15 protein-coding genes and 1 tRNA gene are annotated in these 18,873 nt (G+C 71.5%); 4 read left to right on the forward strand and 12 right to left on the reverse strand.

From position 1 onward, the window contains the following. Window positions 1–80: 80 nt before the first annotated feature. The 9 genes from prfA to MA875_RS06135 form a co-directional block, all read right to left on the reverse strand. Window positions 81–1,160 (reverse strand): peptide chain release factor 1, encoded by a 1,080-nt coding sequence (prfA, locus tag MA875_RS06095; RefSeq protein ID WP_248241364.1) that lies wholly within the window; start codon window positions 1,158–1,160, stop codon window positions 81–83. 27 nt (window positions 1,161–1,187) lie between these two features. Continuing rightward, window positions 1,188–3,404, reverse strand: a complete 2,217-nt coding sequence (rho, locus tag MA875_RS06100) for a transcription termination factor Rho (RefSeq protein WP_248241061.1) — start codon at window positions 3,402–3,404, stop codon at window positions 1,188–1,190. A gap of 178 nt (window positions 3,405–3,582) precedes the next feature. Continuing rightward, window positions 3,583–4,521 (reverse strand): homoserine kinase, encoded by a 939-nt coding sequence (thrB, locus tag MA875_RS06105; RefSeq protein WP_248241063.1) that lies wholly within the window; start codon window positions 4,519–4,521, stop codon window positions 3,583–3,585. Next, window positions 4,518–5,606: a threonine synthase gene (thrC, locus tag MA875_RS06110; RefSeq protein WP_248241064.1), complete on the reverse strand. Its 1,089-nt coding sequence runs from the start codon at window positions 5,604–5,606 to the stop codon at window positions 4,518–4,520. The genes thrB and thrC overlap by 4 nt, the downstream gene beginning before the upstream one ends. Window position 5,607: 1 nt before the next feature. Next, complete coding sequence (locus MA875_RS06115) at window positions 5,608–6,948, reverse strand: homoserine dehydrogenase (protein WP_248241066.1); 1,341 nt, start codon at window positions 6,946–6,948, stop codon at window positions 5,608–5,610. Further along, a complete protein-coding gene (gene lysA, locus MA875_RS06120) occupies window positions 6,941–8,341 on the reverse strand; it encodes a diaminopimelate decarboxylase (protein WP_248241067.1) in 1,401 nt (466 codons plus the stop codon). Before lysA ends, MA875_RS06115 begins: the two co-directional genes overlap by 8 nt. Window positions 8,342–8,548: 207 nt before the next feature. Further along, window positions 8,549–9,376 carry an LmeA family phospholipid-binding protein gene (locus MA875_RS06125; protein WP_248241069.1) on the reverse strand — a complete coding sequence of 276 codons (828 nt, stop codon included), beginning with the start codon at window positions 9,374–9,376 and terminating at the stop codon, window positions 8,549–8,551. Window positions 9,377–9,379: 3 nt separating this feature from the next. Then, window positions 9,380–11,044 (reverse strand): arginine--tRNA ligase, encoded by a 1,665-nt coding sequence (gene argS, locus MA875_RS06130; RefSeq protein ID WP_248241070.1) that lies wholly within the window; start codon window positions 11,042–11,044, stop codon window positions 9,380–9,382. A gap of 48 nt (window positions 11,045–11,092) precedes the next feature. Next, window positions 11,093–11,914, reverse strand: a complete 822-nt coding sequence (locus MA875_RS06135) for a transglutaminase-like domain-containing protein (RefSeq protein WP_248241073.1) — start codon at window positions 11,912–11,914, stop codon at window positions 11,093–11,095. Between the two features lie 69 nt (window positions 11,915–11,983). Between MA875_RS06135 and MA875_RS06140 the strand changes: the two genes are divergently transcribed. Both MA875_RS06140 and MA875_RS06145 read left to right on the forward strand, forming a co-directional pair. Next, a complete protein-coding gene (locus tag MA875_RS06140; RefSeq protein WP_248241074.1) occupies window positions 11,984–12,805 on the forward strand; it encodes an SGNH/GDSL hydrolase family protein in 822 nt (273 codons plus the stop codon). A 43-nt stretch (window positions 12,806–12,848) separates the two neighbouring features. Continuing rightward, window positions 12,849–12,921 (forward strand) — tRNA-Arg (locus MA875_RS06145). A 412-nt stretch (window positions 12,922–13,333) separates the two neighbouring features. Here MA875_RS06145 and MA875_RS06150 read toward each other — a convergent pair. The 3 genes from MA875_RS06150 to MA875_RS06160 are packed head-to-tail and all read right to left on the reverse strand — an operon-like array spanning window position 13,334 to window position 15,844. Continuing rightward, on the reverse strand, window positions 13,334–14,227 hold the full coding sequence (locus MA875_RS06150) for a CPBP family intramembrane glutamic endopeptidase (protein ID WP_248241075.1): 894 nt from the start codon (window positions 14,225–14,227) through the stop codon (window positions 13,334–13,336). Beyond that, on the reverse strand, window positions 14,227–14,961 hold the full coding sequence (gene trmB / locus MA875_RS06155) for a tRNA (guanosine(46)-N7)-methyltransferase TrmB (RefSeq protein WP_248241076.1): 735 nt from the start codon (window positions 14,959–14,961) through the stop codon (window positions 14,227–14,229). The genes MA875_RS06150 and trmB overlap by 1 nt, the downstream gene beginning before the upstream one ends. 40 nt (window positions 14,962–15,001) lie before the next feature. Continuing rightward, a complete protein-coding gene (locus tag MA875_RS06160; protein ID WP_248241079.1) occupies window positions 15,002–15,844 on the reverse strand; it encodes a DUF3097 family protein in 843 nt (280 codons plus the stop codon). A gap of 140 nt (window positions 15,845–15,984) precedes the next feature. Between MA875_RS06160 and MA875_RS06165 the strand changes: the two genes are divergently transcribed. Next, window positions 15,985–17,982 carry a TPM domain-containing protein gene (locus MA875_RS06165; RefSeq protein WP_248241081.1) on the forward strand — a complete coding sequence of 666 codons (1,998 nt, stop codon included), beginning with the start codon at window positions 15,985–15,987 and terminating at the stop codon, window positions 17,980–17,982. Window positions 17,983–18,074: 92 nt separating this feature from the next. Beyond that, window positions 18,075–18,827 carry a PspA/IM30 family protein gene (locus tag MA875_RS06170; protein WP_248241083.1) on the forward strand — a complete coding sequence of 251 codons (753 nt, stop codon included), beginning with the start codon at window positions 18,075–18,077 and terminating at the stop codon, window positions 18,825–18,827. Window positions 18,828–18,873: the final 46 nt, after the last annotated feature.

An 18,873-nucleotide genomic window follows, 5' to 3' on the forward strand; every position in this document is an offset into this window, starting at 1 on the left:
GAGAGGGCCGCGCGCCGCTCAACGTCGGTACGCGGCCCTGCGCCCGGAAGCGGGCGACGCCTCCGATAACGGAGGTGGCGTCAGGCGTCGCCGCCGAGGGCGGCGAGGCGCTCCTCCTCGTCGGCGGTGATGCACGACTCGATGAGCGGCTCGAGCGCGCCGTCCATCACCTGATCGAGGTTGTACGCCTTGTAGCCCGTGCGGTGGTCGGCGATCCGGTTCTCGGGGAAGTTGTACGTGCGGATGCGCTCGGACCGATCCATCCCGCGGATCTGCGACTTCCTGGCATCGGATGCCGCGGCATCGCGTTCCTCCTGCTGACGCGCCAGAAGCCGCGCCCGGAGTACGCGCATGCCGGCCTCGCGGTTCTGCAGCTGCGACTTCTCGTTCTGCATCGACACGACGATGCCGGTCGGAAGGTGGGTGATCCGCACGGCGGAGTCGGTCGTGTTCACCGACTGACCGCCGGGCCCGGACGAGCGGAACACGTCGATCTTCAGGTCGTTGGGGTCGATCTGCACCTCTTCGGGCTCGTCGACCTCGGGGAAGACGAGAACACCGGTGGTGGAGGTGTGGATGCGTCCCTGCGACTCCGTCGCCGGCACCCGCTGCACGCGGTGCACTCCGCCCTCGTACTTCAGATGCGCCCAGACGCCCTGCGCCGGGTCAGAGGATGACCCCTTGATCGCGACCTGGACGTCCTTGTACCCGCCGAGGTCGGACTCGGTGCGCTCGAGGAGCTCGGTCTTCCACCCCTTGGCGGCGGCGTACTGCAGGTACATCCGCAGCAGGTCGGCGGCGAACAGCGCGCTCTCGGCACCGCCCTCGCCGGCCTTGATCTCCATGATCACGTCGCGGGCGTCATCCGGGTCGCGCGGGATCAGCAGGCGCCGCAGCTTCTCCTGCGCCTCCGTCAGCCGTGCCTCCAGCGCCGGCACCTCCTCGGCGAACGACGCATCCTCACGTGCGAGGTCGCGCGCGGCATCCAGATCCTCGGATGCTGCGAGCACGGCCTCGTGCGCCGCGACGATGCGCGACAGCTCGGCGTAGCGCCGGTTGACGCGCTTCGCGCGGGCGGCGTCGGCGTGCACCGCCGGATCGGACAGCTCCTGCTGCACCGCCGCGTGCTCGTCGATCAGCGCGCGGACGGAATCCCACATCGCGGGCTCAGCCACCGGCGGCCCCGCTCAGCGGATGCTGTTGTCGTGACCGTGGCTGCTGCCGTGGCCGCCGTGACCGCCCTGGGCGGGTGCCGGCATCGACTTCTGCATCTGCACGAGGAACTCGACGTTCGAGCCGGTCTCCTTGAGCTTGCCGAGCACGACCTCCAGCGCCTGCTGGGGGTCCAGGCCCGCGAGGGCGCGGCGGAGCTTCCAGGTGATTTTGACCTCGTCGGCCGACATCAGCATCTCCTCGCGACGCGTCGACGAGGCGTTGACGTCGACGGCGGGGAAGATGCGCTTGTCGGCGAGCTGACGGTTCAGGCGCAGCTCGCTGTTGCCGGTGCCCTTGAACTCCTCGAAGATCACCTCGTCCATCTTCGAACCGGTCTCCACGAGCGCCGTGGCGAGGATCGTGAGCGACCCGCCGTTCTCGATGTTGCGGGCCGCGCCGAAGAAGCGCTTTGGCGGGTAGAGCGCCGAGGCGTCGACCCCGCCGGTGAGCACGCGGCCCGAGGTGGGGGCGGAGATGTTGTACGCACGGCCGAGACGCGTGATCGAGTCCAGCAGCACGACGACGTCGCGACCGAGCTCCACCAGGCGCTTGGCCCGCTCGATGGCGAGCTCGGCGACCGTGGTGTGGTCCTCGGCGGGGCGGTCGAAGGTCGAGGCGATGACCTCGCCGCGGACCGTCCGCTGCATGTCGGTGACCTCTTCAGGGCGCTCGTCGACGAGCACGACCATGAGGTGGACCTCGGGATTGTTGATCGCGATGGCGTTGGCGATCTGCTGCAGCACGATCGTCTTCCCGGCCTTGGGCGGCGCGACGATGAGGCCGCGCTGGCCCTTGCCGATGGGCGCCACGAGGTCGATGATGCGCTGCGTCAGCTTCTCGGGCGCCGTCTCCAGCCGCAGGCGCTCCTGCGGGTACAGCGGCGTGAGCTTGCCGAATTCGACGCGTTCGGCGGCGTCGTCGACCGACAGGCCGTTGACCGCGTCGACCTTGACCAGCGCGTTGTACTTCTGGCGGCTGGACTGCTCGCCCTCGCGCGGCTGTTTGATCGATCCGACGACGGCGTCGCCCTTGCGAAGGTTGTACTTCTTCACCTGACCGAGCGAGACGTAGACGTCCTGCGGGCCGGGGAGGTAGCCGGTCGTGCGGACGAAGGCGTAGTTGTCGAGCACATCGAGGATGCCCGCGATCGGGATGAGGACGTCGTCCTCGTTGATCTCGGTCTCGAACTCGTCGGCCTGGCCCTGGCCCCGGCGCTTGCTGCGCTGGCGACCGCGTCCGCCGGTCGAGGAGGTGTCGTCATCGGATGCGTCGGGGCCGGCGTTCGCGGGGGCGTTCTGGTTCTGCGCGCCGCGACCGTTTCCCCCCTGGTTCTGGCCGCCCTGATTCTGGCCGCCCTGGCCGTTGCCGGCCTCCTGGGCGTTGCCGTTCTGGCCGCCGCGGTTGCGGTTGCGGTTGCGGCTGCGGCTGCGGCCGCGCGAGGGGGTGTCGTCGCCGGCGCTGTCCTCGCGACCGCCGGACTCGGCGTCGCCGCCCTCGGACGAGGTGGTCTCCTCGGCCTGCTCTGCCGAGGGTGCAGTGTCGTCGCTCTGGGCGGTGCCGTCTGCGGCGGGAACCGCAGCGGCGTCATCGCGGGGCTGTGCGGCCGCGTCGGCGGACTCGGCGCCGGCGGCCGGGCTGTCGGTGGCAGTGGTGTCCTCGACCGTGCTCTCCGCGACGACCGGGCTCTCCGCAGCTGTCGCGTCCGAGGTCGCGACGTCGGGCGACTGAGCCGCGTCGGCGGGCTGGTCCGCGGCGGGCTCGGCGGCGGGGGCGTCGCCGGCCGCTGCGGCCTCGGCCGCCGCGGTCGCCTTGGTGGCGCGGGTGCGCTTGGGACGGGTGGTCGCGGTCGCGCCCTCGGTCTTCGCGCGACGCGGCGCGCGCTTGCGCGGCTCGGTCTCGGCGGGAGCGTCCTCGGCGGCGGGCTCCGAAGCGGGCGCGCCATCGGCCGGAGCCTCCTCGGCGACCGTGGCCTGGTCGGCGCTGTCGACGGGCGCTTCCTCGACCGTCGCCTCGGCGGCGGCATCCGAGCTCTTCTCGGCGTCCGGCACGGCGTCGACGTCGGTCTCGGCGTCCGCGGCGGCGGACGAATCGTCAGGGGTGGTGTTCGGGTCCGTGGCGACCGCCTCGGGCGCGTCGGCGCGCTCGTCGGTGGTGTCGTCGGGGGTGTGGACCTCGGAGATGGACTCCACGAGTTCTCCTAATCAGCAGATTGCAGGCAGATGAATGTCAGACGGTGCACGATGACCGCACGCGCGGCAAAGCGGAATCTCGTCCGGTTCTCGGCGACCCGGCGTGGCTAGAGCGCCGCGGCAGGACGAGAGGTGTGCGGTGGTTTCGCAGAATTGCGACGGAGGCCAGATTCACGTATCACGTGGAACCCTCCGCGTACTCCCTCACTGTACCACCCTTGACATCGACGGCCAGCATGAGGGCCTCCCACGGGGTGTCGGTCGCGCGCTCGGCGACGGCCACCGCCTCAAGTCGTCGTCCGGGACCGTCGGCGAGGACCAGGACGCTGGGACCGGCGCCCGACACCACCGCCGCGAACCCCACCGCCCGCAGCGCCCGCACCAATCGGTCGGTGTCGGGCATCGCCTGCGCCCGGTAGTTCTGGTGCAGCTTGTCCTCGGTCGCCGCGAGCAGCAGCTCGGGGCTCTGGGTGAGCGCCGCGATCAGCAGCGCCGACCGCGAGACGTTGAACACCGCGTCCTCCCGCGGCACCTGGAGGGGCTGCAGGCTGCGCGCGACCGACGTGGACATCGTGAACTCCGGGACGAAGACCAGCGGCGCGACACCGCGGTGCACGAGGAGCTTCTTGTGCTGCGGTCGTCCGTCATCGACCCACGCGATCGTGAGACCGCCGAACAGCGCCGGAGCGACGTTGTCGGGGTGGCCCTCCATCTCGGTGGCAAGGCGCAGCAGGGTGTCGTCGTCGAGATCGACGTCACCGGCGAGGAGACCCTTGGCGGCGAGGAGGCCCGAGACCACGGCGGCGCCGGAGGAGCCGAGGCCCCGTCCGTGCGGGATGACGTTGACCGCGTGCAGCCGCAGCCCCGGCATCTCGCGCTCCGCCGCGTCGAAGGCGTACCGGATGGCCCGCACCACCAGGTGCGACGCGTCGCGCGGCACACCCTCCGCGCCCTGCCCCTCGACCTCGATCTCGATCCGACCGGGTTCGAGGGCGGTGACGGTGAGCTCGTCGTAGACGCTCAGCGCGAGGCCGAGCGTGTCGAAGCCGGGGCCGAGGTTCGCGCTCGTCGCCGGCACCCGCACGACGACTTCTCGCCCCACGGGCACCGCGCTCACGCCGGTGCCGCGACAGGGGCGAGGTCGAGCACCGAAGCCACCTCGGTGGTCGCCGCGTCGACGACCGTCGGCTGCACCTCCGAGCCGTCGGCGTTGCGCAGCGCCCACTGCGGGTCCTTCAGCCCGTGCCCGGTCACGGTGAGCACGACGCGCGAGCCCGCGGGGATGACCCCGGCCTCGGCGCGATCGAGCAGCCCCGCGACGCTGATGGCCGACGCGGGCTCGACGAAGATGCCGACCTCACCCGAGAGCAGCTTCTGCGCGGCGAGGATTCGCTCGTCGTCGATGGCGCCGAAGTAGCCGTCGGTGGCCTCGCGCTCCTCGATGGCGAACTGCCACGACGCGGGGTTCCCGATGCGGATGGCGCTGGCGATCGTCTCGGGATGACGCACGACCGAGCCGGTGACCAGGGGGGCGCTGCCGGCCGCCTGGAACCCGAACATGCGGGGAAGGCGCGTGGCGACGCCGCGCTCGACCTCTTCGCGGTAACCGCGGGAGTAGGCGGTGTAGTTGCCGGCGTTGCCGACGGGGATGAAGTGGAAGTCCGGCGCGTCGCCGAGAACCTCGACGACCTCGTACGCCGCGGTCTTCTGTCCCTCGATGCGGTCGGGGTTGACCGAATTCACCAGGTGCACCGGGTAGTTGTCGGCGAGCTCGCGGGCGATCTCGAGGCAGTCGTCGAAGTTGCCGCGGATCTGGATGAGCCGACCCTGGTGGGCCACGGCCTGGCTGAGCTTGCCCATCGCGATCTTGCCCTCGGGCACGAGGACCGCCGCGGTGATGCCGGCGTGCGCGGCGTAGGCCGCCGCCGAGGCGGAGGTGTTGCCGGTGGACGCGCAGATGACCGCTTTCGCGCCGTGCTCGACGGCGCGCGAGAGCGCGACCGTCATGCCGCGGTCCTTGAACGAGCCGGTGGGGTTCATGCCCTCGAACTTCACCCAGACGTCGGCTCCCGTGCGCCGGGACAGCGCCGGCGCCGGCAGGAGCGGCGTGCCGCCCTCTCCCAGGGTGACCACGGTGGAGTCGTCGGTCACTCCCAGTCGGTCGGCGTATTCGCGGAGGACTCCCCGCCAGACGTGCGCCATGTCACTCTCCTTCCACTCGCAGCACCGAGACGACCCGCTCGACGACGCCGCTGGCGGCCAGTCGTTCCACGGTCTCGCTGAGGTCCTGCTCTTTGGCCTTGTGCGTGCCGATCACCAGGCGCGCGGTGTTCTCCGGGGTCTGCGGCGCGGTGCCGCCGCCCGGCACGGGCTCGCCGGCGACGGTCTGCTCGACGGTCGCGATCGAGACACGACCCTCCGACAGGATCCCCGCCACCGTGGCGAGCACGCCCGGCTGGTCGTCGACCTCGAGGGTGATCTGGTAGCGCGTGGTGACCCGGCCGATCGGCACGACGGCCAGGTTCGCACGGGTGGACTCCCCCACGCCGACGCCGCCGGCGATGTGACGCCGCGCGGCCGAGACCACATCTCCCAGGACCGCGGAGGCGGTCTGCACGCCGCCGGCTCCTGCGCCGTAGAACATGAGGTTTCCCGCCGCCTCGGCCTGGACGAAGACGGCGTTGTTGGCCCCGTGGACGCTGGCGAGCGGGTGCGTGCGGTCGATCAGGGCCGGGTAGACCCGGACGGAGATCGACTCGGAGTCGTCGGCGTCGCGCAGACGCTCGCAGACGGCGAGCAGCTTGATCACGAGGCCCGCGTGCCGCGCGGCATCCATCATCGCCTTGTCGATGCCGGTGATGCCCTCGCGGTGCACGGACTCCAGGGGAACCGAGGTGTGGAAGGCCAGGCTCGCCAGGATCGCGGCCTTCTGGGCGGCGTCGTAGCCCTCGACGTCCGCGGTCGGGTCGGCCTCGGCGTACCCCAGGCGCTGCGCATCGGCGAGCACGTCGGCGAACTCCGCCCCCTCGGTGTCCATGCGGTCGAGGATGTAGTTCGTCGTGCCGTTGACGATGCCCATGATGCGCTGGACGCGGTCGCCGGCGAGCGAGTCGCGCAGCGGCCGGATGATCGGGATCGCGCCCGCCGCCGCCGCCTCGTAGTAGACCTGCGCACCGACCCGGTCGGCGGCGTCGAAGATCTCGGGCCCGTGGGTGGCCAGGAGCGCCTTGTTGGCGGTGACGACGTCCGCGCCGGAGTTGATCGCCTGCAGCAGGTAGGTGCGCGCCGGCTCGATCCCGCCCATCAGCTCGATCACGATGTCGGCCCCGACGATGAGGCTCTCGGCGTCGGTGGTGAACAGCTCCTTGGGGAGGTCGGTCTCGCGGGGGGCGTCGAGGTTCCGCACCGCGATGCCGGCGAGCTCGAGGCTCGCGCCGGCCCGGTCGGCGAGCTCGGCGCTGTGGAGGCGCAGCAGAGCGGCGACCTGCGAGCCGACGGCGCCGGCTCCCAGGAGCGCGACGCGCAGGCGACGGTAGTCAGGCATGGGGTCCCTTCGTTGATGCGTCGGCAGGCCGCGGCGCGGCGCCGACGTCTCGGGCGAGGAGGTCGTCCACGCTCTCGCCGCGGACGATGAGCCGGGCCTCGCCGTCGCGGACGGCGACGACCGGGGGCCGGGGTACGGCGTTGTAGTTGCTGGAGAGCGAGTAGCAGTAGGCGCCGGTCGCGGGCACGGCGAGGAGGTCGCCGGGGGCGACATCCTCCGGCAGGTACTCGAGGTCGACCACGATGTCGCCCGCCTCGCAGTGCTTGCCCACGACGCGGCTGAGCGCCGGCCGGGCGGTGCTGGTGCGCGAGGCGATGCGCGCGGAGTACTGCGCGCCGTAGAGAGCGGTGCGGGCGTTGTCGCTCATGCCGCCGTCGACGCTGATGTAGAGCCGGTCGACGCCGGACTCCAGGTGCACGGGCTTGACGGTGCCGACCTCGTACAGGGTCACCCCCGCCTGACCCACGATCGAGCGGCCGGGCTCGAACGCCAGCGCGGGAACGGGGATGCCGCGGGCGGCGCACTCCTCGGCGACCGCACCGACGATGGCGGTGGCCAGCTGCTCGATGTCAGTCGGCTCGTCGGCTTCGGTGTAGGCGATGCCGAAACCTCCGCCGAGATTCAGCGCGGGGACCTCGCCCCCCTCGCGCAGCGCCGCGTGCAGGTCGATCAGGCGCGAGGCTGCCTCGCGGAAGCCGGCGACACCGAAGATCTGCGACCCGATGTGCGAGTGCAGCCCACCGAAGCGCAGTCCCGGCACCTCCCGGATGCGACGGACAGCGGCCGGTGCGTCGTGCAGGGCGAAGCCGAACTTCTGATCCTCGTGCGCGGTGGCGAGGAACGAGTGCGTCTCGGCGTGCACGCCGCTGTTGACGCGGACGAACACCGTCTGCGGGTCCGCGCGCCTGGTGTCGGCGCGCGCGGTCAGGGCGGCGAGGCGTTCGATCTCGATGTGGCTGTCCACGACGATCGATCCGACGCCGACCTCCAGCGCCCGCTCCAGCTCGACCACGCTCTTGTTGTTCCCGTGGAAACCCAGCGCCGCGGCATCCGCACCACCGGCGAGCGCGATCGCGAGTTCCCCTCCGCTGGCGACATCCACACCCAGCCCCTCGGAGGTGACCCAGCGCACGATCTCGGTGGAGAGGAAGGCTTTGCCCGCGTAGTAGACGCGTGCCGTCGTGCCCCGCACAGCGGCGGCGCCCTGGAACGCGGCGCGGACGCGCCGGGCGTGCGCGCGCACCTCGGCTTCGTCCATCACGTACAGCGGGGTGCCGAACCGTGCGGCGAGCGCACCGGCTGCAACCCCGCCCAGCACGAGCTCACCCGCGGCGTCGCGGGCCGCGCTCGTGGGCCAGACGGTCGGGACGAGGGCGTTCGGATCGGCGGGCATGTCCCGTGAGGGGGACGAGCCGGGCGATGGGGCGGCGGACACGGGTGGGAGACCAATCAGTGGATGCTTCGGCGCGACGTCGACCGGGATCGCCGGCGTGACGGGCTGCCGCGACCGGAGGACTCACGTGCCGGGCAGTCCTTGCAGTCTAGGGCAGAGCCCCACCGGCGAACGGTCGCGTGACGTCCCGCTCCCGCGCTGGGTCGGTCAGGCACACGTGCCGTTCTGCTGCAGGGAGGCGTCGCGGACGATGGCCGGGTCGATCGCGAACGATCCCCTCAGCCGGTCGCCCTCGACGACGAGGTCGGTCAGTGTGATGCCTGCGGGAAGGTCGCCCGCGATGCACACGGTCCAGGTGCGGAGCACCCCGTCGGCGAGTCCTCCGAACTGATCGCGCACGCCGTCGGCGGTCAGTTCCGCTCCGGCGACCGACACCGCCGAGGGGGTGAGGGCGAGGTCGCCCGCCACCGCCGAGGGGACGACCGCGACGGTGACGGGCACCTCGACCCCGAACACCGGGAAGGAGGTCGAAAGGCGCACATCCGGAGCATCCAGGGCCAGCTCGGCGCCGTCGGGGACGTTCTCCAGGCCGCTCAGGAGCCCTTGGAGCTGGGCGGCATCGAGCGTGACCGTGCCGGACCCGGCGGCGAGGTCGGCATCCCCGCGGATGGGCACCCCCTGCACATCGACCGCGATGTCGCCGGTCAGCGGACCGATCGTGACATCGTCGGAGGAGATCGACAGGTCGTCGAGCGTGCCGCGGATGAGCTGCGGAAGAACCGCACCGGTGACCTCGACGTCGATCTGCTGGTCGGGCGGGAGAGCGAGGGTCGTGATGACCTGTTCGCGGGCGGTGCGGGTCACGAGGTCCCGCGCGACCGCCTCCCCGACGAACCATGCCACGACGGCGAGCCCCGCCACGACGAGCAACGCCAGCAGCCACGGCCAGACCCGTCTGCGGCGTCGGGCGGGCGGCGCGGTCTGGAGCGACCACGCAGGGAGCGGCCGGGTCGGCTGGGTGTCGCCCGCGGACACCGGCTACATCCGCTCGGGTGCCGAGACGCCGAGGAGCGTCAAACCGTTGCGCAGCACCTGACCGGTCGCGTCGTTCACCCACAGCCGGGTGCGATGCACCGGCTCGATGGGCTGGTCCCCCAGCGGGATGACGCGGCAGTTGTCGTACCAGCGGTGGTACAGGCCGGCGAGCTCCTCGAGGTAGCGCGCCACCCGGTGGGGCTCCCGCACCTCGGCGGCGAACGCCACGACCCGGGGGAACTCCTGCAGAGCTCCCAGCAGCGCCGACTCGGTCTCGTGGGTCAGCAGCTCGGGGGCGAACTCCGACCGGTCCACCCCGGAGTCGGCGGCGTTGCGCGCGACGTTGTGCGTGCGCGCGTGGGCGTACTGCACGTAGAAGACCGGGTTGTCGTTGGTCCGCTTCTGCAGGACGTCGAGGTCGACGTCGAGATTGGAATCCGCCGAACTCCGTGTGAGGGCGTACCTCGCCGCATCCGTACCCACGATCTCGACGAGATCCTCCATCGTCACGACCGTGCCGGCACGCTTGGACATGCGGACAGGCTGACCGTCTTTCACGAGGTTGACCAGCTGGCCGATGAGGATCTGCAGGTTGACGTTGGGGGTGTCGCCGAATGCAGCGCACATCGCCATCATCCGTCGCACGTAACCGTGATGGTCGGCGCCGAGCATGATGATGCACTGGGTGAAGCCGCGCTCGCGCTTGTCGAGGTAGTAGGCCAGATCACCGGAGATGTACGCCGGCTGCCCATCGGACTTGATCACGACACGGTCTTTGTCGTCCCCGAATCGCGTGGTCTCCAGCCACGTCGCACCGTCGGCCTCGTAGATGTGGCCGAGCTCGCGAAGGCGTGTGACGGCACGCTCCACGGCACCCGAGTCATGGAGGTCGTTCTCGTGGAAGTAGACGTCGAAGTCGACCCCGAACTCGTGGAGGCTGGCCTTGATCTCGTCGAACATGAAGGAGACGCCGAGTTCACGGAACGTTTCCTGCTTCGCCTCGGCGTCGAGGGCGTCGATGTCGCCCTCATAGGCAAGAGCGACGCGACGGGCGATGTCGCCGATGTACGCTCCGCCGTAGCCGTCCTCCGGGGTGGGCCGCCCTTCGTGTGCGGCGACCAGGCTGCGCGCGAATCGGTCGATCTGCGCGCCGTGGTCGTTGAAGTAGTACTCGCGGGTCACCCGTGCGCCCTGCGAGGACAGCAGGCGCGCGAGCGCGTCGCCGACCGCTGCCCACCGGGTGCCGCCCAGATGAATCGGGCCGGTCGGGTTGGCCGAGACGAACTCGAGATTGATCACCTCGGCCGCCAGCGTGTCGTTGGTGCCGTAGGCCTCGCCCGCCTCGACGATCTGCTTGGCCAGGGCGCCGGCGGCAGCGGCATCCAGTCGGATGTTGATGAATCCGGGGCCCGCCACCTCCACCTCGGCGATGCCGTCGACCTCCCGCAGCCGCGCGGCGATCTCCCCCGCGAACTCGCGGGAATTGGCCCCGACCGCCTTCGACAGCTTCAGCGCGGCGTTGGAGGCCCAGTCGCCGTGGTCGCGGTTCTTGGGCCGCTCCAGCACCAGGTCGGCAGCCGTCAGCCCGTCGCTCGCGCCCGGGCGTCGGGCCTCGGCGAGCGGGGCGATGACGTCGAGCAGGGCGGCGGAGAGCGTGTCGGGATTCATAGCCCGACCAGTCTAGATGTGGCGGGTATGCCCGCCGGATGCCGCGGCTCAGCCGATGCGCACGAGGGCGCGGTGGTCGTCCGCGCCGCCGGGAAGATCGGGATCGACGCCCTCGCCCGCTGTCCACTCGGCGTCGACCCGGAGGTGCTGGAGGCCCACGGCACCGCCGTGGTAGCTGAGGAAGGCGCAGTCCGCGGCATCCCTCCCCGTCGCGATGCGCACCAGCGAGCGCCGGTCGGCCAGGCGTGTGGCGTCGATGACGTACCAGGCGCCGTCGAGGTAGGCCTCGGCGACGGCGTGGAAGTCCATCGGCTCGAGCCCCGGGGCGTAGCAGGCGGTGTAGCGCGCGGGGACGTCCATCGCCCGCAGAAGGGCGATCACGACGTGCGCATAGTCGCGGCAGACGCCCTGGCCGGTCATGAGGGTCGTGACCGCGCTGTCTGTGCCCTGGCTGAGCCCGGGCGCGTAGGTCGTGCTCGTCGCGACGAAATCCTCGACGGCGGTGAGCAGGTCCGCGCCTTCGAGGCCCCGGAACTGCCGGCGCGCCTGGGCGAACACCTCGTCGGACTGGCAGTACCGGCTCGGCCGGAGGTAGGTGATCGTCTCGAGGTCGCGGGGTTCGGTCGCCGCGGCAGGGCCGGTGACCACCGCGCGGTAGCGGACCTGGAGCACCCCCGCCTCGCCGGTGATCCGGTGGAGGCGGCTGCCGTTCTGGTCGACGATCTCGGTCGGCATGTACTCGCGATCGCCCTGACGCAGCGTCAGCGACTCCTCGGCGAGGGGGGTGTGACGGGTCGCCGCGACCTGGAGGATCAGGTCGACGGGAGACCAGATCTCCAGGTCCATCTCAGCGGTCACGACACGCGGCACCGGAGTATCCTCGCACGCCTCGCGAGCGTCGGATTCGGTGGAGCGGCTCGCGTGATTTACCCTTCCCGTGTGACCCGTGCCCTCGCCCCCCGGCCGTCGTGGCGGGCCCGCGCGATCGTGACCGTCCTCGCGCTGGCCGTGGCCGTCGGCGCGGTCGCCGGCGTCGCCGGCATCCGGGCCTGGCTCACCCCTCCCCCGGCCCCGCCGGTGGCTGTCGCGGCACCCGAGGACGCGGTCATCCAGCCCGCACCGCTCGTGCTGCCCGACACCCCTCGCATCCTGGTGTTCGGAGATTCGTGGACGTTCGGCTCCGCGGCCAGCGATCCCACCCTCGGCTACGCCTACCTGCTGGCCGATCGCCTCGGCGCGGAGGTGGTCGTGGACGGCGTCCGCGGCAGCGGGTATCTGAAGCCGGGCCTCGACGGCGGATCGTTCGGCGAGCGCGTCGCGGCGCTCGACCCGGCGTTGGACCCCGACCTCGTGCTGCTGCAGGGCTCGATCAACGACCGTCGCCTCTACCCCGCCGGATACCGCGATGCGGTGACGGCGGTGTGGGATGCCGTCGCGGCGACCTACCCGGACGCGACCGTGGTGATCCTGGGCCCGGCTCCGCAGGTGCTCCCCGTGGAGGCCGCGACCGCGCAGATCGACGACGACCTCGCCGCTCTCGCCGCCGGTCGCGGCTGGTGGTACATCTCCCCCGTCGATGAGGGGTGGATCACCGAGGCCAACTACGACGCGGTCATCGACACCGGCATCGGCCGCGACCACCCCTCGACCGAGGGCCACGCATACCTCGCCGATCGCGTCGCCGAGGCGCTGCGGACCCTCGGGGAGGGCGCCGACGTCGTCGCGGATGCGCCGGTGGACGAGGGCGTCGTCGCTCCCTGAGCGTCGGGGAAGCCCGTGCGCGGGTGGTAATCTCGACCGGTACGCCTCCGTAGCTCAGGGGATAGAGCGTTGGTTTCCGGTACCAAAGGTCGCAGGTTCGATTCCTGTCGGGGGCACTCCTTCATCTCGGCGTGATCATGGTGCGGCGCGCGCGTTGCGCGTCGTGCGATCGATGTGGCGCAGATCGTCACGGTGACGCGCTCAACCTCGCCATCTGCGTCACCTTCTGGCTGCCCCGCCACCCTGCGCGGGATCGAAGTGACGGAATTGGTCGCCCGCAGCAGCCCAACGCGACCAATAGCGCCACCTCGATTTCGTCGGCCAGATCGACGTGGCGCAAATGGTCGCCCACGGCGGCCGAACGCGACCAATAGCGCCACCCCGATCCCCTCGGCCAGATCGATGAGGCGCAAATGGTCGCCCACAGCAACCCAACGCGACCACTCACGCCACCCCGACCCCCGCCCCCACATCGACCTGCCGCAAATGGTCGCCCACAGCAGCCGAACCCGACCGAGCGGACCCGCGTCAGGGGCTCGGGACGAAGAACAGCCCGTCGAGAAGCCCCGGGTTGTGGGCGTGCACGAGCACGGCGAACACCACCGCGTCGAAGAGCAGATGCACGGTGACCACGTACGCGAGCGACCGGGTGCGCATGAAGATGTACCCCTGCAGGAGCGCAAAGGGGATGGTGAGCACCGGACCCCACGCGCGATAGCCCAGCTCCCATAGGAACGACACGAAGATGATCGCCTGCAGCACGTTGGCCTGCACGTCGGGGAAGTGTCGCCGCAGCAGCGCGAAGCACGTGCAGATGAAGAACAGCTCGTCCCAGATGCCTACGGCACCCACCCCGACGAACAGCCGTGCGATGAGGTCGGGCGTATCGACGACGGGCCAGTTCTGGTACACGCCCGAGGTGATGAAGTAGAACGGCAGGATCAGCCAGCCGAGCACCAGCACGCCGACGAGCCAGCCCCACTGGAGCGCGCTCCAGCGGCCTCCGCCCCGCCACGGGAAACGGATCGCGTAGTCGCGGTAGACGAACCGCGAGATCAGGTAGGGCACGAGCACCGCGCCGCCGAGCGCCACGGTGAAGCGCAGCATCGCGATGTTGTCGAGCTCGGCTTCGAGGGGGATCGCGCTGACGATGAGCATGCCGGCGGCGATGAGGGAGAGATCACGAAGGATGCCGGGGGCGCGGCGCCCCTCGAACGCCGCGGGCTCCTCGCCGCCCACCTGCAGGGCGCGTCGTTCGAGCAGGAACGCCGATACGAGACCCGCGGCCAGCAGCACCCAGCCGAGCCACGGCAGGAGGAGCACGAAGAAGGCCGGCGCGGCCAGGCAGACGAGGATCGCCGGGGCGAGCTTGTACGACAGCGCGGGGCGGTGGAGCGTCGCGACCTCGGGAAGCGCGGGCATCAGCTGCCGCCGGCCGTCCGGTAGGCCAGGTCGCGGATCGCACGACCGGCCCGTTCGCCCTTGCGCTCGAAGGCGGTGAGCACCCTCCCGGGGTGGCGTTCGGCCCACTCCCCCGCGAAGTCGCGGGTGAAGCCCTCGGCCCCGTCGAACACGGTGCGCATCTGCCGCGCGTAGTCGTCCCAGTCGGTGGCGAGCCTCACGATCCCACCGGGCCGCAGCGCCCGGCGCACCATCGGGGGGAACCCCCCGTCGATGAGGCGGCGCTTGGTGTGCCGCTTCTTGTGCCAGGGGTCGGGGAAGAAGATCCACAGCTCGTCCACCGAACCGGCCGGCAGCAGGTGTTCCAGCACCTCGGGCGCATTGGCTTCGGCCAGCCGGAGGTTGCGCGCCCCGACCCGGTCGGCATCGAGCATGGTGCGGGCCAGGCCCGCCTTGAACACCTCGACGGCGAGGAAGTCGGTGTCGGGACGGGATGCCGCGGCGTGCACGATCGCATGACCCTGACCTGATCCGATCTCGACCACGAGGGGGGCGTGCCGGCCGAACTCCCGTGCGGGGTCGATGGCGGCGCCGGGGCGCACGCTCGTGGCGGCGTCCCCGCGCGGGATCGGCAGCACGTAGTGCCCCGAAAGCTCCGCCCACGCGCGCTCCTGCGCCTCGGACATCCGGCCGCTGCGTCGGACGAACGACACCGGCCGCTCGCGGAAGACGCGCACGTCGGTGGATTCGGGCATGCCCCCAGGCTACCGACCCGTTACGAGGCGCCGGGTTCGGTCAGTGTGCCGGTTCGGTGACGAAGTCGATGAGCTCCTCCACACTCCCGAGGAGCGCCGGTTCCAGGTCGCGATACGAGCTCACCCGTCCGAGGACGCGCTGCCAGGCGCGGGCGATGTCGGCCTGGTCGCGCGCGGGCCAGCCGAGCGCCCGGCAGACGCCGACCTTGAACTCGACCCCCCGCGGAACCTCGGGCCACGCGGCGATGCCCATCGCCCGCGGCGTGACGCACTGCCAGACGTCGATGAAGGGATGCCCGACGATGCGCACCGAGGGGCCGTGCCGCGAGGCCTCCACCGCCGCGGCCAGCCGCGACTCCTTCGATCCGGGGACGAGGTGATCCACCAGGACGCCGTAGCGGCGCCCGGGTCCGGGCGGGTCGGCGTCGAGGACCTCGGCGAGATGGTCGATCCCTTCGAGGTACTCCACCACCACCCCCTCGACCCGCAGGTCGTCGCCCCACACCTTCTCGACCAGCTCGGCGTCGTGCCGCCCCTCGACGAGGATCCGGCTCGCACGGGCAGTGCGCGCCCGAGCATCGGCCACCGCGAACGATCCCGACGCGGTGCGCCGGGGCGCCGATGCGGCCGCCCGGCTCGGCGGGTCGAGGATGACGTCGGCTCCGTCGATGAGGAACCCGGGGCCGAGCGGGAACACCCGCCGGCGCCCGAGGCGGTCCTCGAGTTCGACCAGACCGCCGGTGACGCCGGTCACCGCCCCGCAGAAGCCGTCGTCGGCGACCTCGACCACGAGGTCGCGCTCCGCCGCGACGCGCGCCACCACGGGACGGCCGCGCTCGCGCCATCCTGCCGACAGCACGTCACCGCCGTATCGATCGTCCATCTGCACCCTCCGCAAGCCGCGAGAACCCTACCCGGGCGGCGCCCGCCCACGGCGAAGCGACCCGCGGGTCGGGCGAGCCTGGACGTTTCCCTACCGCGGTGTCTTCACCCCTGCATAGACTCACGGTGGGAGGCTGATCCATGCGTGCGCGATGGGCGGCGGCGGTCACGGCGGCGCTGACGATGATCCTCATGGCGGTCGGGCCCGCCGCCTCGGCGACCGACCCGGTGGAGCTGGGGGCCGGCTACGTGGTCGACGAGTCCGACGTGCTCGACCAGGCCCAGGAATCGGCTGTCCAGGATCGCCTCGCCGAGCTCTACGACCAGACCGGCATCGACCTCTACGCCGTCTTCGTGTCAGAGTTCACCAACCCTGCCGACAGCCAGCAGTGGGCCGATGAGGTCGCGAGTCGGAACGGACTGGGCGTCGACCAGTACGTGCTCGCCGTCTCGACCGACGGGCGGGAGTACTACATCTCCGCCGACAGCGCAGGCCCGGTCTCGGCCGACGAGCTGACCGCGATCGAGGGGGAGATTCGCCCCTTCCTGCGCGACGGCGACTGGGTGGGCGCGGTCACCGCGACGGCCGGCGGATTCGAGGCGGCGACCTCGTCCAGCGGAGCGTCGGGGTGGATCTTCGTCCTCGTCCTGGTGGCGATCGCCGCGGTCGTGGTCATCTGGCTCGTCGTACGCCGTCGCCGCTCGACCGGCGAGGTCGCTTCCGGAAAGGCCGGCGCGCCGGGCGCCCCGCAGGTGCCGCTCGCCGACCTCGAGCGCCACGCATCCTCGGCGCTGGTCGACACCGACGACGCCGTCCGCACGAGCGAGCAGGAGCTCGGCTTCGCCCGGGCCCAGTTCGGAGACGACGCCACCGCCGATTTCGTCGTCGCGCTCGACACGGCGAAGGCGCAGCTCGCCGAGGCCTTCACACTCAAGCAGCGCCTGGACGACGAGATCGCCGACACCGACGCCGAGCGTCGCGAGTGGAACGAGCGCATCCTCCAGCTCTGCCGGGAGGCCAATGCCGGGCTCGACGAGAAGGCGGCCGATTTCGATGCGCTGCGCGAGCTCGAGCGCACCGCCCCCGAAGCGCTCGCCCGGGTCGCCGGCGAGCGAGAGCGCGCCGCCGCCGCGCTCGGCGCCACCGAAGAGCGGATGACGCGGCTGCGCGAGACGTACCGCGATACGGCGCTGAGCGCTGTCGCCGACAACGTCGATCAGGCCCGCCAGCGACTCGGGTTCGCCGAGCAGCAGCTGGCCGAGGCGAGGACCGCGCTCGACGGCGGCGACGGCGGGGAGGCCGCCGTCGGGATCCGCGCCGCCGAGGAGGCGGTCGATCAGGCGGACGTGCTCGAGAATGCGGTGGAGAAGCTGGCCGCTGATCTCACCGAGGCCGAGCGGGCGGCATCCGATCTCATCGCCGAGCTCGAGCGGGAGAGCGCCGCCTCGGGCGCCCTCCCCGACACCGAGGGACAGGTCGCGGCGGCCGTGGCCGCCACACGTCAGGTCATCCAGCTCGCTCGGGACGAGCTCGCCGCCCGCCCCCGCGATCCCCTCGCGACGCTGCAGCGACTGCAGGCCGCCGACCAGCAGCTGGATGCCCTCGTCGCGGGGATCCGCGATGCCCAGGCCGAGCAGCAGCGGGTGACCGAATCGCTCGCGCGCACCCTCGCGTCGGCCCGGGCGCGAGTGGCGGCCGCGGAGGACTACATCACGACCCGGCGCGGGGCGATCGGGGCGAATGCCCGCACCCGGCTCGCCGAGGCCGGCGCCGCCGCCGTGCGCGCCGATCAGCTCCAGGCCACCGACCCGCGCGCTGCTCTGGCCGAGGCGCAGCGCGCGCAGGCCCTCGCCGACGAGGCGCTCTCCTCGGCCCAGCGCGATGTCGGCGCCTTCGACCGCGGCGGGTACAACAGCGACGGGATGTTCGACGGCGGTCCCGGCGGCGGGGGCGGCAGCGACATCCTCGGGGCGATCCTCGGCGGCATCGTCGTCAACTCCCTTCGCAGCGGTGGCGGCTCGTCGCGACGCTCCGGCGGTTCCGGGTCGTTCGGCCGCCGATCGGGCGGCGCCGTCTTCCGCACCGGTAGCTTCGGAGGCGGCGGCACGCGGGGCCGCCGCGGAGGTGGCCGCTTCTGACCACCCGCCCCGTCCCGCGCCTTCAGACCCGCATCACCGGAAACCGACCCCGAGCCACGGCTCACCCCACGTACCGACAGGAAGGAAACACGATGGCCAAGCAGTCCATCTTCGGTCGCATCTCCACGCTCGTGCGAGCGAACATCAACGCCCTCATCGATCAGGCCGAGGATCCGCAGAAGATGCTCGACCAGCTGGTGCGCGACTACACCAACTCCATCGCCGACGCCGAGTCGGCCATCGCCGAGACCATCGGCAACCTGCGCCTGCTCGAGCGCGATCACCAGGAAGACGTGCAGGCCGCCGCGGAGTGGGGCAACAAGGCCCTGGCGGCCAGCCGCAAGGCTGACGAGCTGCGCGCCCAGGGCAACACCGCCGACGCCGACAAGTTCGACAACCTCGCCAAGATCGCGCTGCAGCGCCAGATCAGCGAGGAGAACGAGGCGCGGGCGATCGCCCCGACCATCGCCACGCAGACCGAGGTCGTCGACAAGCTCAAGGACGGCCTGAACGGAATGAAGCAGAAGCTCGAGCAGCTGAAGTCCAAGCGCTCCGAGCTGCTGTCGCGCGCGAAGGTCGCCGAGGCGCAGACCAAGGTGCACGACGCCGTCCGCTCGATCGACGTGCTCGATCCCACCAGCGAGCTCGGCCGTTTCGAGGACAAGGTCCGCCGTCAGGAGGCGCTGGCCCAGGGCAAGCAGGAGCTGGCCGCCTCGAGCCTGGACGCCCAGTTCACTGCGCTCGAGGATGTCGGCGAGCTCACCGAGGTCGAGGCGCGCCTGGCCGCGCTGAAGGCCGGGGGCTCGACGCCGCAGGCGCTGCCCGCCAGCCCCGACACGGTCTGACCGCATCGACGGGGGTGGGCGCGCGTCGCCCACCCCCGTCGCCGTT

This window comes from Microbacterium kunmingense, assembly GCF_023155745.1.
Lineage (GTDB): Bacteria > Actinomycetota > Actinomycetes > Actinomycetales > Microbacteriaceae > Microbacterium > Microbacterium kunmingense.

What these genes read in the sequence shown, in the direction of transcription:
- lysA (WP_248241067.1), bottom strand. Translation starts at nt 8,341, where the DNA reads ATGCCCGCCGATCCGAACGCCCTCGTCCCGACCGTCTGGCCCACGAGC.
- MA875_RS06170 (WP_248241083.1), top strand. Translation starts at nt 18,075, where the DNA reads ATGGCCAAGCAGTCCATCTTCGGTCGCATCTCCACGCTCGTGCGAGCG.
- argS (WP_248241070.1), bottom strand. Translation starts at nt 11,044, where the DNA reads ATGAATCCCGACACGCTCTCCGCCGCCCTGCTCGACGTCATCGCCCCG.
- prfA (WP_248241364.1), bottom strand. Translation starts at nt 1,160, where the DNA reads ATGTGGGATTCCGTCCGCGCGCTGATCGACGAGCACGCGGCGGTGCAG.
- MA875_RS06150 (WP_248241075.1), bottom strand. Translation starts at nt 14,227, where the DNA reads ATGCCCGCGCTTCCCGAGGTCGCGACGCTCCACCGCCCCGCGCTGTCG.
- trmB (WP_248241076.1), bottom strand. Translation starts at nt 14,961, where the DNA reads ATGCCCGAATCCACCGACGTGCGCGTCTTCCGCGAGCGGCCGGTGTCG.
- thrC (WP_248241064.1), bottom strand. Translation starts at nt 5,606, where the DNA reads ATGGCGCACGTCTGGCGGGGAGTCCTCCGCGAATACGCCGACCGACTG.
- MA875_RS06160 (WP_248241079.1), bottom strand. Translation starts at nt 15,844, where the DNA reads ATGGACGATCGATACGGCGGTGACGTGCTGTCGGCAGGATGGCGCGAG.
- MA875_RS06115 (WP_248241066.1), bottom strand. Translation starts at nt 6,948, where the DNA reads ATGCCTGACTACCGTCGCCTGCGCGTCGCGCTCCTGGGAGCCGGCGCC.
- MA875_RS06165 (WP_248241081.1), top strand. Translation starts at nt 15,985, where the DNA reads ATGCGTGCGCGATGGGCGGCGGCGGTCACGGCGGCGCTGACGATGATC.